At 69.4% G+C, this 12,097-nt stretch carries 12 protein-coding genes; 9 read left to right on the top strand and 3 right to left on the bottom strand.

All coding sequences use genetic code 11. The features are described 5' to 3' along the window. Positions 1–57: 57 nt before the first annotated feature. A complete protein-coding gene (locus ABD841_RS28490; RefSeq protein WP_344978242.1) occupies positions 58–510 on the bottom strand; it encodes a metallopeptidase family protein in 453 nt (150 codons plus the stop codon). 200 nt (positions 511–710) lie between these two features. On the opposite strand from ABD841_RS28490, the gene ABD841_RS28485 reads away from it, so the two are divergent. The 5 genes from ABD841_RS28485 to ABD841_RS28465 are packed head-to-tail and all read left to right on the top strand — an operon-like array spanning position 711 to position 4,737. Then, on the top strand, positions 711–1,079 hold the full coding sequence (locus ABD841_RS28485; RefSeq protein WP_184538704.1) for a DUF3499 domain-containing protein: 369 nt from the start codon (positions 711–713) through the stop codon (positions 1,077–1,079). 48 nt (positions 1,080–1,127) lie between these two features. Continuing rightward, positions 1,128–2,483: a phosphomannomutase/phosphoglucomutase gene (locus ABD841_RS28480; RefSeq protein ID WP_344978240.1), complete on the top strand. Its 1,356-nt coding sequence runs from the start codon at positions 1,128–1,130 to the stop codon at positions 2,481–2,483. Between the two features lie 4 nt (positions 2,484–2,487). Then, a complete protein-coding gene (locus tag ABD841_RS28475; protein WP_184538708.1) occupies positions 2,488–2,661 on the top strand; it encodes a Trm112 family protein in 174 nt (57 codons plus the stop codon). Next, positions 2,658–3,764, top strand: coding sequence for an SIS domain-containing protein (locus ABD841_RS28470; RefSeq protein WP_344978237.1), 1,107 nt, complete (start codon positions 2,658–2,660; stop codon positions 3,762–3,764). The genes ABD841_RS28475 and ABD841_RS28470 overlap by 4 nt, the downstream gene beginning before the upstream one ends. 43 nt (positions 3,765–3,807) lie before the next feature. Beyond that, positions 3,808–4,737: a cation diffusion facilitator family transporter gene (locus tag ABD841_RS28465; protein WP_344978235.1), complete on the top strand. Its 930-nt coding sequence runs from the start codon at positions 3,808–3,810 to the stop codon at positions 4,735–4,737. Positions 4,738–4,847: 110 nt separating this feature from the next. Here the strand turns inward: ABD841_RS28465 and ABD841_RS28460 are convergent, their stop codons facing one another. Continuing rightward, the gene (locus ABD841_RS28460; protein ID WP_344978233.1) at positions 4,848–5,183 is read right to left on the bottom strand and encodes a MerR family DNA-binding transcriptional regulator; all 336 of its coding nucleotides are present in this window, start codon (positions 5,181–5,183) and stop codon (positions 4,848–4,850) included. 213 nt (positions 5,184–5,396) lie between these two features. On the opposite strand from ABD841_RS28460, the gene ahcY reads away from it, so the two are divergent. Both ahcY and ABD841_RS28450 read left to right on the top strand, forming a co-directional pair. Further along, positions 5,397–6,824, top strand: coding sequence for an adenosylhomocysteinase (ahcY, locus tag ABD841_RS28455; RefSeq protein WP_344978231.1), 1,428 nt, complete (start codon positions 5,397–5,399; stop codon positions 6,822–6,824). 77 nt (positions 6,825–6,901) lie between these two features. Further along, a complete protein-coding gene (locus tag ABD841_RS28450; RefSeq protein ID WP_344978229.1) occupies positions 6,902–8,152 on the top strand; it encodes an adenosylhomocysteinase in 1,251 nt (416 codons plus the stop codon). A gap of 64 nt (positions 8,153–8,216) precedes the next feature. On the opposite strand, the gene ABD841_RS28445 is transcribed toward ABD841_RS28450, so the two are convergent. Continuing rightward, the gene (locus ABD841_RS28445; protein WP_344978227.1) at positions 8,217–8,858 is read right to left on the bottom strand and encodes a DUF305 domain-containing protein; all 642 of its coding nucleotides are present in this window, start codon (positions 8,856–8,858) and stop codon (positions 8,217–8,219) included. Positions 8,859–9,037: 179 nt separating this feature from the next. Here ABD841_RS28445 and ABD841_RS28440 point away from each other — a divergent pair, with 179 nt between their 5' ends. After that, on the top strand, positions 9,038–10,462 hold the full coding sequence (locus ABD841_RS28440; protein WP_344978225.1) for an LVIVD repeat-containing protein: 1,425 nt from the start codon (positions 9,038–9,040) through the stop codon (positions 10,460–10,462). 309 nt (positions 10,463–10,771) lie between these two features. Then, a complete protein-coding gene (locus ABD841_RS28435; RefSeq protein ID WP_344978223.1) occupies positions 10,772–12,097 on the top strand; it encodes an LVIVD repeat-containing protein in 1,326 nt (441 codons plus the stop codon).

Here is a 12,097-nt window from a genome sequence, read left to right as displayed (position 1 = left end):
CGGACGGAAGACCGCCGGCGCACCCGGGTGCCGCCGGACCACCGCCCCGCTCGCGGCTCAGTCGTGGTCGTCGAAGCCCGGGTCGATCGACTCGGGGGAGAGCCCCAGGAGACCGGCGACCTGCTCGACCACCGTCTCGTGCACCATCGCACCGAGGTGGTCGCGGTCACGGGCCCGGCTCTCCAGCGGCCGGCGGTAGATGACCACCACGGCCGGCTGGCTCCCCGCGGCGGGCTCGGAGCGGCCGAACGGGATGGGGTCGCCGTTGAGCAGCCCGGGGCCGTCGCCCAGCTCGCTGGCCGGCGGCACCTCCTCGACCGCGAACTCGACGGCCGCCAGCTGTTTGCCCCACCGCGGCTTGAGCCGGTCGACCGAGTCGAGCACGAGGTCGTCGAAGCGCTCGCTGCGGGCCTTGGCGATCGGCACGTGCGAGGGCGCGAGCGGGCCGCGCAGGCCGCGGCCGTGCCTGTCGCGCCTGCGGGGAGGACGTCTACCGGGTGCCGAGCTCACGCGCCCAGCTTAGATGCTGTCCCCGAGGCCGGGACCGTCCGGAGCGCGGCGGGATGCGAGAGCGCGCGCCGCGCGGTGCCGACAGGGCGCAAGCCGTACAGGGGGGTGGAAGCCGGGACACGTGTCCGAATTGTGGCGACACGCTCGTTAAGAGCGCTCAGATAGTGGCGCCCCGGACGCTTACCGGATACGGTCCCACCGTGAGCCCCGTCCGCCGCTGTTCCCGCACCGCGTGCAGTCAGCCTGCCGTTTTCACGCTCACGTACGTCTACGCCGATTCGACCGCTGTTCTCGGGCCCTTGGCTACGTACGCCGAGCCGCACTGTTACGACCTGTGTGCCGAGCATGCCGAGCGGCTCACCGCGCCCCGCGGGTGGGAGGTCGTCCGGTTGCCCACCGACGGCGCGCCGCCGAGTACGGACGATCTCGAAGCCCTCGCCAACGCGGTCCGCGAGGCCGCCAGGCCCGCGCCGAGCGGTGGCGCCGAGCCGGTCGGCCAGGGTGTCGAGGTCGGCCGCCGAGGTCATCTGCGGGTGCTCCGCTCGGCTCAGCCCCAGCGCGACCGCTGACCCTACTAGGCTGGGGCCAGCGAACACGACACAGAAAGCGGAGCCGGAGTGGGCGACCTCGCCAGGATCTTCAAGGCGTACGACGTTCGAGGCGTCGTGCCGGACGAACTCGACGAGGAGACCGCGGAGGCGGTCGGCGCGGCGTTCGTGGAGGTGACCGGGGCCGATACCGCCGTTGTGGCGCACGACATGCGCGAGTCGTCGGTGCCCCTGGCCGCCGCCTTCACGCGCGGCGCCATCTCGCGGGGGGCCGACGTGGTCAACGCGGGGCTCGGCTCGACCGACCTGCTCTACTACGCCAGCGGCAGCCTCGCCCTGCCCGGAGTGATGTTCACCGCGAGCCACAACCCGGCCCGCTACAACGGCATGAAGATGTGCCGGGCCGGTGCCGTGCCGATCGGCAGCGGCACCGGGCTCGTCGAGATCCGCGACCGGGCCGCCGAGATCCTGCGGTCGGGCGCCCTCCGCGGCGCCGCGGCCGGGAGGGTCTCCGAGCGCGACCTGCTGCGCGGCTACGCCGACCACCTGCGCACCCTGGTCGACCTGTCCGGCATCCGGCCGCTGCGGGTCGTGGTCGACGCGGGCAACGGGATGGGCGGCCACACGGTCCCGGTGGTCTTCGAGGGGCTGCCCGTCGAGCTGACCGCCCTGTACTTCGAGCTCGACGGCACCTTCCCCAACCACGAGGCCAACCCCATCGAGCCCGACAACCTGCGCGACCTGCAGAAGGCCGTGCTCGACGTGGGCGCCGACATCGGCCTGGCCTTCGACGGCGACGCCGACCGCTGCTGGGTCGTCGACGAGCGCGGCGAGTCGGTCTCCCCCTCCGCGGTCACCGCGCTGGTCGCCGTACGCGAGCTGGCCCGGCACCCCGGCGCCACGGTCATCCACAACCTGATCACCTCGCGGGCCGTTCCCGAGATCGTCGCCGAGCACGGCGGCCGGCCGGTCCGCACCCGGGTGGGCCACTCGTTCATCAAGGCCGAGATGGCAAGGACGGGCGCGGTCTTCGGCGGCGAGCACTCCGCGCACTACTACTTCAAGGACTTCTGGTTCGCCGACTCCGGCATGCTGGCCGCGCTGCACGTGCTGGCCGCGCTGGGCGGGCAGGACCGGCCGCTCTCCGAGATCCTGGCCGACTACACTCGCTACACGGCCTCCGGAGAGATCAACAGCACGGTCGCCGACCAGGCCGCCGCGGTGACGCGGGTCCGTGAGACGTTCGCCGTCCGCGACGGCGTCACCTTCGACGAACTGGACGGCCTGACCGTCTCCGGCCCCGGATGGTGGTTCAACCTCCGTCCGTCCAACACCGAGCCGCTGCTCAGGCTGAACGCCGAGGCGGCCGACGAGAATCAGATGGCAGCGATCAGGGACGAGGTCCTTGCTGTCGTGAGGAGCTGAGCACGTGAAGATCGACGACTGGCTGCTGGAGATCCTGGCCTGTCCCAACTGCAAGTCCCCGCTGCGTGCCGAGCCGGAGGTGGACGAGCTGTCCTGCACCTCCGCCGCCTGCGGCCTGGTGTACCCGGTCCGGGACGACATCCCGGTCCTGCTTGTGGACGAGGCGCGGAAGTCGTGAACTGGGAGCCCGATCGGCTGGACGATCAGGGCCTGCTGACCGAGGGCGACCCGTCGGGGATGCTGCGCGCGGTGGCCTCCTCGGCCGCCCAGATCCGCACCTCCCGGCGGGCCGCGCTCGAGTCGGCGCTGCCCTCCGTCGCCCGTGACGGGCGGCCCCGGGCGATCGTGGTCGCGGGCCTGGGCGCCTCGGGCGTCGCCGGTGACATCCTGAACGCGGTGTGCGGTTCCGGTGTCCCGCTGCCGGTGCTGACCGTCAGGTCCTACCGGCTGCCGGGCTGGATCGGTGCGAACGACCTGGTGATCGCCGTCTCGCGTTCGGGCCGTACCGAGGAGACGCTCGCGGTGGCGACCGAGGCGGTCCGCCGCGGCTGCCGCCTGCTCGCCGTCGGCGGGTCCGACTCACCGCTCCAGTCGATCGCCCGGCAGGCGAGCGCGCCGTTCGTGCCCGTCGAATCGGACGGCCCGGCACGCGCCGCGGTGTGGTCGCTGGCGGTCCCGCTGGTCGTCGCCGCCGCGGAACTGGGCCTGATCGACGCCGGCGAGGATGTGTTCGAGGAGGCCGCCAAGCGCCTGGAGGACATCGCCCACCGCTGCCGCCCGGCGAGCGAGTCGTTCATCAATCCGGGCAAGTCGCTGGCCATGGGGATCGCCGAGTCGGTGCCGATGATCTGGGGATGCTCCCCGCTGGCGGCCGTCGCCGCCAACCGGTGGGCCGCGCAGCTCAACGAGAACGGCAAGTATCCGGCGATCTGGGGCGAGGTCCCCGGAGTCGACCACGGTCAGATCGCCGCCTTCGACGGCCCGCTGGCCCAGCGTGACATCTTCGCCGACGACGGCGGCCGGGAGATCCGGCTGTTCGTGCTGCGCGACGTGGAGGAGCACCCGCGGGTGGCGCGGAGCTGCGAGGCGGCGGTGCGGCTCGCCGAAGACAGGGGGGTCCGGGTCACCCGGGTCGTCGCGGAGGGGGTTCACCCGCTGGAGCGGCTGGCGACGCTGATCGGTCTGGGAGATTTCGCGAGTACGTACCTCGCTCTCGGGTACGGTATCGATCCTGCACCTGTGGCGGCGATCACAGAGCTCAGGGCGAGAATTTCCCAATAGGATCCTGTCGGGTCTTTTTCGGATAGCAGGAGCGGAGGCTGCCGTGAGCGCGGGCGGCGGTACTAAGGCGATCATCGCGGCGTTGGCCGCCAACCTGGCGATCGCGGCATCCAAATTCGTGGCGTTCGTCTTCACGGGCTCGTCATCGATGCTCGCCGAGTCGGTCCACTCGGTGGCCGACTCGGGCAACCAGGCGTTGCTCCTCATCGGCGGCAAGCGCGCCCAGCGCGCGCGCACGCCCCAGCACCCCTTCGGGTACGGCCGGGAGCGCTACTTCTACGCGTTCGTGGTGGCCGTCGTGCTGTTCACCATCGGCGCGGTCTTCTCCATCTACGAGGGCTGGCACAAGGTCTCCCACCCGGAGGCGCTCACGAGCCCGGGGTGGGCCTTCGGTGTGCTGATCTTCGCGATCATCGCCGAGGCGTTCTCGTTCCGGACGGCCATCATCGAGTCCAACCACATCCGGGGCAACCAGTCCTGGGTGCAGTTCATCCGCCGGGCCAAGTCTCCCGAGCTCCCCGTCATCGTCCTTGAGGACCTCGGCGCGCTGCTCGGCCTGATCTTCGCGCTCTTCGGCGTGACGATGGCCGTGGTGACCGGAAACCCCGTCTGGGACGGCATCGGCACCCTGATGATCGGTGCCCTGCTCGGCGTGATCGCGGTCATCCTCGCCATCGAGACCAAGTCGCTGCTGATCGGTGAGGGCGCCGGCCCGGAGGTCGAGGCCCAGATCGCCGAGGCCCTGCGGAGCACGCCCGAGGTGTCCAGGGTCATCCACATGCGCACGCTTCACCTGGGCCCGGAGGAGATCCTGGTCGCCGCCAAGATCGCGGTGGACCACGACGACACGGCGGCCGAGGTGGCCCGCGGCATCGACGAGGCCGAGCAGCGCGTCCGCGCCGCCGTCCCCGCGGCCCGCGTCATCTACCTGGAGCCCGACCTCGACCGGGCGAGCGTCAACGGCTCCGCCTGACCCCGCGCCCGCCCGGCTCCGTCCGATCCCGACCTCTTCCGGCCTCGCGAGGCGGCCCAGCCCGTGCGAGGCCGCTCGGCCCTGTCGCCGTCTCCGGGACGACCTCGCCGCTACCGGCGTCCCTGGAGCAGGCGCAGGGCTTTCTCCTTCTCGAAGTCCAGCGCCCGGCGCGGCGCCTGGATCCGGCCGATGCGCAACCCGAGTTCCCGTACGGCCTGCGCCACGGCGGGCTCGCTCAGCACGCGCAGCCCGAAGGCCAGCTCGGCGGGGGAGATGTCGAACCGTTTCTCCAGTTCCACGCCCTGGGCCACGGCCGAGAGCTCCTCGGGGCCGAAGCGCCGGTGCGCGCCCTGGTTCCTGACCGGCGGGAGCAGGCCGAGAGCCTCGCGGTAGCGGAGCATCCGGGGGGACATGCCCAGGCGCCTGGCCGCCTCGGTGATCCGCATCGCCGGGCCCCTTCCTAGGATTCTTACATTCTTGTGTCAGGTTACCGGTTCAGAGGGTGCGTGGAGTCGTTCCGGCCGCCTAGACTCGCACCGTCGACTTTTCCGGTGGAGCGGTGAGCCCGGCCCGAGAGCGAAGCAGGACCGCGAGCCAAGACCGGTGCGGCCTGCGAGGGCGTGAGGCGAGCGCCGTCCATCAACCAGAGGGGTAAACACATGGACTTCAAGGTCGCCGACCTTTCCCTCGCGGCCTTCGGGCGCAGGGAGATCCAGCTCGCCGAGCACGAGATGCCGGGGCTGATGGCCGTCCGCAAGGAGTACGCCGAGTCCCAGCCGCTGGCCGGTGCGAAGATCATGGGCTCGCTGCACATGACCATCCAGACCGCCGTGCTCATCGAGACCCTGGTCGCGCTCGGCGCCGAGGTCCGCTGGGTGAGCTGCAACATCTTCTCCACCCAGGACCACGCCGCCGCCGCCGTCGTGGTCGGCCCGAACGGCACCCCGGAGGACCCGCAGGGTGTCCCGGTCTTCGCCTGGAAGGGCGAGACCCTGGAGGAGTACTGGTGGTGCACCGAGCAGGCCCTCACCTGGCCCGGCGGTGACGGCCCCAACATGATCCTCGACGACGGCGGCGACGCCACCCTGCTCGTCCACAAGGGCGCCGAGTACGAGAAGGCCGGCGCCGTCCCCAGCGCCGCCGAGGACGACCCGGAGGAGTGGAAGATCATCCTCGATCTCCTCCGCCGCACGGTCTCCGACGAGGGCCGCTGGACGAAGATCGCCTCGGGTATCAAGGGCGTCACCGAGGAGACCACCACCGGCGTCCACCGCCTCTACGAGATGTTCAAGGCCGGCACGCTCCTGTTCCCGGCGATCAACGTCAACGACTCGGTGACCAAGTCGAAGTTCGACAACAAGTACGGCTGCCGCCACTCGGTGATCGACGGCCTCAACCGCGCCACCGACGTGCTCATCGGCGGCAAGGTCGCCGTCGTGTGCGGTTACGGCGACGTCGGCAAGGGCTGCGCCGACGCCCTCCGGGGCCAGGGCGCCCGTGTCATCGTCACCGAGATCGACCCGATCTGCGCGCTCCAGGCCGCCATGGACGGTTTCCAGGTGACCACGCTGGAGGACGTCGTCGGCATCGCCGACATCTTCGTCACCACGACCGGCAACTTCAACATCATCACGGCCGAGCACATGGCCCGGATGAAGCACAACGCCATCGTGTCCAACATCGGTCACTTCGACAACGAGATCGACATGGCCGGGCTGGCGAGGGTCCCGGGCATCGAGAAGACCGAGGTCAAGCCGCAGGTCCACACCTGGAAGTTCCCCGACGGCAAGCAGATCATCGTGCTCGCCGAGGGCCGCCTGATGAACCTGGGCTGCGCCACCGGCCACCCCTCGTTCGTCATGTCGAACTCCTTCACCAACCAGGTGATCGCCCAGATCGAGCTGTTCACCAAGACCGACGACTACCCGATCGGCGTCTACGTGCTGCCCAAGCACCTGGACGAGAAGGTCGCCCGCCTGCACCTGGACGCCCTGGGCGTGAAGCTCACCACGCTCACCAAGGCCCAGGCCGAGTACATCGGCGTGGCCGTCGAGGGCCCCTACAAGCCCGACCACTACCGCTACTAGTACCGATACCGGTCGACGAGATCCATCGGGCCCCCGCACGCGTTGCGGGGGCCTTCGGGCAATCCGGGGAGAACGACGTGGACGCCGCTGACAGCGCTCTGGTGGCCGCGGGGGAACGGCGGATCGGGTGGGCGGCGCGGGCGATGCCCGTGCTCACCGCGATCGGCGAGCGGTTCGCCGCCGAGCGGCCCCTCGGTGGGCTGCGCGTCGCCGCCTGCCTGCACGTCACCGCCGAGACCGCCGTCCTCATGGGCACGCTGCGGGCCGGCGGGGCCGAGATCGCCCTGGCCGCCTCGAACCCCCTGTCCACCCAGGACGACGTCGCCGAGGCGCTGCGCGACTACGGGATCGCCGTGCACGCGCAGGCCGGGGTGACCAGGGACGTCTACTACCGTCACATCCACCGGGCGCTCGACATCGCCCCGGACATCGTCCTCGACGACGGCTGCGACCTGGTCAACATCCTGCACACCGAGCGTACGGAGCTGCTGGAGGGGGTCTCCGGGGGGTGCGAGGAGACCACGACCGGCATCATCCGGCTCCGGCAGATGGCCGCCGAACGGGCCCTCCGGTTCCCCGTGATCGCGGTCAACGACACCCGGACCAAGCGGATGTTCGACAACCGGTACGGCACCGGCCAGTCGACCGTCGACGGCATCATGCGCGCCACCAACACCCTCCTCGCGGGCAAGACCGTGGTCGTCGCCGGGTTCGGTTACTGCGGCCGGGGCGTGGCCGAGCGGGCCAGAGGGCTGGGAGCCCGGGTGGTGGTGACCGAGATCGACCCCGTCAAGGCGCTGGACGCCTCGCTGCAGGGGTACGACGTGCGCTCGATGGCGGCGGCCGCCCGGACCGGCGACGTGTTCGTCACGGTCACCGGGAACCGCGACGTGATCAGAGGCGAGCACCTGGTCCTGATGAAGGACGGCGCGATCCTGGCCAACGCGGGCCACTTCGACGTAGAGATCGACGTGCGTGCCCTCGACGAGCTGGCGCAGACCGTGCACCGGGGGGTGCGGCCCAACACCGACGAGTACGTCCTGGCCGACGGCCGCCGGATCCTGCTGCTCGCCGAGGGCCGGCTGGTCAACCTCGCCGCGGCCGAGGGACATCCGGCCGCCGTGATGGACATGTCGTTCTCCGCCCAGGCGCTCGCCGTCGCGTGGCTGGCCCGCGAGCGGGCGGTTCTCGCGCCCGGGGTCTACGACGTGCCGCAGGAGGTCGACGTGGAGGTCGCGCGGCTCAAACTGGCCGCGGCCGGGATCGAGGTGGACGAGCTCACCGCGGAGCAGGAGGAATACCTTCATTCCTGGCGCCTCGGCTCCTGACCGAAGCGTCGCGCGGCCTCATACGGCGCAGGCGGCGTCCCCGGGCTTCAGCTCGGGGAGCGCGTCAAAGGGCCGCCTGCATTTCCTGCATTCTGCGGATCTCGGCGCTCTGGGTGGCCGTGACGTCGTTGGCCAGCTCCTCGATCCTCAGGTGGGAGCCGCCGGTCAGGACCTGCTCCGACATCTTCAGCGCGCCCTGGTGGTGGGCGATCATCAGCTGCAGGAAGAGCCGGTCGAAGTCCTTGCCCGAGGCGGCCTTGAGCGCCTCGATCTGCTCGGGGGTGGCCATGCCGGGCATGCCCTCGTGCCGGGCGTGGTGGCCGGGGGCCGTCAGGCCCTGCTGCTGGAGCCAGGTGGTCATGAACTGGATCTCCGGCGCCTGGGAATCCCTGATCCGGGAGGCCAGGCTCTTCAGCCTGGAGTTCTCCGCCCGCGTCGGGGCCAGGGCCGCCATGTCGAGGGCCTGCCGGTGATGGACGATCATGTCCCGCACGTACGTGACGTCGGCGGCGTTGGGGGTGGGCGTGGGCACGAGCGTGGCGGCCTCGGCGGGGCTGACGGTCCTGGCGGCCTCGCCCGGCCTGCCCGGGACGATCACCGGCGCCGACACCGCCGGGGCCGTCGGGGCCGCGGCCGGCTTGGGATCCGAGGTGCACGCGCCGAGCGACAGGGTGACGACGATCATGGCGATGAGCCTGAGGCGCACCCGACCTCCCTCGCGGATCTTCTTTGACGACAGACCGTACCCGCGGCGGGGCGGTTGGTAAAGGCCGCACCTCGGAAATACTTTCTGACACAGTGACGGCTTGCATCGATGGTCAAGGAAGATGAACTATTCAGTCACTTATGTGCACTTTACGGTGCATGTGGCAAGGAGGTTCAGGAGTGTCCACCCCCCTCAGGAAGGGCCTGACCGGCCGGTTCCTGCTCGTGGCCGGAGTCGTCGTCACGACGGTTCTGGCCACGTCACCCGCCCAGGCCGCCGACATCCCGGCACCGGGCGAGATCTCCAAGAGCGAGAACGTCGAGCATGTTCTCAACGTGCCCAAGCCCGCAGAGCTGACGGACATCCACACCGACATGGCGTTCCAGGGCGACTACGCCTACGTCGGCAACTACAGCGGCTTCTCCATCTACGACGTCAGGCGCCCCAAGCAGACCTCGCTGGTCAGCTCGGTGATCTGCCCCGGCGGCCAGATGGACGTGGCGGTCTACGGCAACCTGCTCTTCGGCGCGGTCGACTCCTCGCGCAACAACGACTCCTGCAGCAGCACCGGCCAGAGCGCTGCGAACAAGAACTCGTGGGAGGGCGTCCGGATCTTCGACATCAGCGACAAGAAGAACCCCAAGTACGTCAAGGCCGTCGAGACGAACTGCGGCTCGCACACCCTGACGCTCGTCCCGGGCAAGGGCAGGGACCGCAGGAACGTCTACGTCTACGTCTCCTCCTACAGCCCGAGCGCGTCCTTCCCCGACTGCCAGCCGCCGCACGACAAGATCTCGATCATCAAGGTGCCGCTGCGTGACCCGGCCTCGGCCTCGGTCGTCGCCACGCCGGTCCTGTTCCCCGACGGCGGCAACCCGGGCGAGAACCTGCCCTACCCCTACCGCACCTCGGCGACGAGCGGCTGCCACGACATCACCGCCTACCCGGAGAAGAACATCGCGGCCGGCGCCTGCATGGGCGAGGGCATCCTGATGGACATCTCCAACCCGGTCGAGCCGAAGGTCACCGCGACGGTCCGGGACGACGAGAACTTCGCGTTCTGGCACTCGGCGACCTTCAACAACGAGGGCACCAAGGTCATCTTCACCGACGAGCTCGGCGGCGGCACCCAGGCCACCTGCAACGAGGCGATCGGCCCGAACCGCGGTGCCAACGCCTACTTCGACATCGTCGGCGGCAAGATGGAGTTCAAGAGCTACTTCAAGATCGCCCGCCACCAGGCCGACACGGAGAACTGCGTCGCGCACAACGGCTCGCTGATCCCGGTCAAGGGCAAGGACATCATGGTCCAGGCCTGGTACCAGGGCGGCATCTCGGTCGTCGACTTCACCGACTCGGCCAACCCGCAGGAGATCGCGTTCTTCGAGCGCGGCCCCGACAACACCGCCCCGGCGCTCAGCGGCGGCCACTGGTCGGCGTACTACTACAACGGCTACGTCTACGGCAGCGACTTCAACCTCGGCCTGGACGTCCTGAGGATCAACGACCCCCGGACGAACCCGGCGCGGGGCGTCAAGTTCGACATCCTCAACGCGCAGACCCAGAAGTCCTACCGTGAGTACGGTCACGGCCACGGTCACTGATCCGCGCTGACGGTCACCGGTTCACCCTCGTCACCGGCCGCTCCGGCGGCCGGTGACTTCTTTTCGGGAGGCGGCGGGCCCGCCTCCCGTCCTCTATGGGGCATAAACTCTAAACTTTTCTGCCTACCTCGTAAAGAGGTTAAAATACAATTTTTTTGATACAAAGCGGCCTGTGGTCAATTGGTCCTGCAAGGCGGACAATTTGCTAATTTATCCCTGGCTTATGTCCCCGAAGGAGGCACCTGAGTGTTCGCTCCCCACAGGTCCATCCGCGCTTTAGTGGTGGCGGCCACCGCCGCCGTCACACTCATGTCGACGGTGCCCGCGCAGGCCGCCGACATCCCTCCACCCGGTGAGATCGTCACGAGCCCCAACGTCTCGCACCAGGGCACGCTCCCGAAGCTCCCCGGTCTCGAACCCACCGTCAACACGGACATCGCCTTCCAGGACGGCTACGCCTACGTCGGCAACTACGGCGGCTTCTCGATCTACGACATCAGAAGGCCGAACCAGGCCAAGCTGGTCAGCGGCATCATCTGCCCCGGCTCCCAGATGGACGTCTCCGTCTACGGCGACCTGCTCTTCAGCGCCGTCGACAACTCCCGCAGCGACGACTCCTGCAACAGCGTCGCCCAGGGCGCCGACGTCAAGGAGTCGTGGGAGGGTGTCCGGATCTTCGACATCAGCGACAAGAAAAACCCCAAGTACATCAAGTCGGTCGAGACGAACTGCGGCTCGCACACCCTGACGCTCCTGCCGGGCAAGGGCCGGGACCGCAGGAACGTCTACCTGTACGTCTCCTCCTACAACCCGAACACCGCCTTCCCCGACTGCCAGCCGCCGCACGACAAGATCTCGATCATCAAGGTGCCGCTGCGCAAGCCGACCGACGCGGCGGTCGTCGCCACCCCGGTGATCTTCCCCGACGGGGGCAACGAGACCCAGCCGGGCCTGCTGCTGCCGACCAGCGGCTGCCACGACATCACGGTCTACCCGGAGAAGAACATCGCGGCCGGCGCCTGCATGGGTGACGGCGTCCTGTTCGACATCTCCAACCCGCTCGCGCCGAAGGTGACCGCGCGGGTCACCGACCAGAACTTCGCGTTCTGGCACTCGGCGACCTTCAACAACAAGGGCACCAAGGTCGTCTTCACCGACGAGCTGGGCGGCGGCAGCGGGGCCACCTGCAACGAGGCCACCGGCCCGAACCGCGGCGCCGACGCCATCTACGACATCGTGAACGGCCAGCTGGTGTTCAAGAGCTACTTCAAGATCAGTCGCTACCAGGCCGACACGGAGAACTGCGTCGCGCACAACGGCTCGCTGATCCCGGTCAAGGGCAAGGACATCATGGTCCAGGCCTGGTACCAGGGCGGCGTCTCGTTCGTGGACTTCACCGACTCGGCCAACCCCCAGGAGTTCGGCTACTTCGAGCGCGGGCCCGAGCCTGACGGCGGACGCGGCGGCATCTGGTCGGCGTACTACTACAACGGCTACGTCTACGCCACCGACTACTGGCGCGGGCTCGACGTCCTCAAGATCGAGGACAGCCGCACCGACCCGGCCAAGCACGTCCGCGTGGACCGGCTGAACGTGCAGACCCAGGGCTCCTACCCCGATCGGGGCCGGCACTGA

This window comes from Streptosporangium fragile (assembly GCF_039534445.1).
In the GTDB taxonomy this organism is placed as follows: domain Bacteria; phylum Actinomycetota; class Actinomycetes; order Streptosporangiales; family Streptosporangiaceae; genus Streptosporangium; species Streptosporangium fragile.
This window is presented reverse-complemented; position numbering and strand designations above follow the sequence as displayed.

Coding starts and splice junctions, on each gene's coding strand:
- ABD841_RS28460 (WP_344978233.1), bottom strand. CDS start 5,183: ATGCGGATCACCGAGGCGGCCAGGCGCCTGGGCATGTCCCCCCGGATG.
- ahcY (WP_344978231.1), top strand. CDS start 5,397: ATGGACTTCAAGGTCGCCGACCTTTCCCTCGCGGCCTTCGGGCGCAGG.
- ABD841_RS28435 (WP_344978223.1), top strand. CDS start 10,772: ATGTCGACGGTGCCCGCGCAGGCCGCCGACATCCCTCCACCCGGTGAG.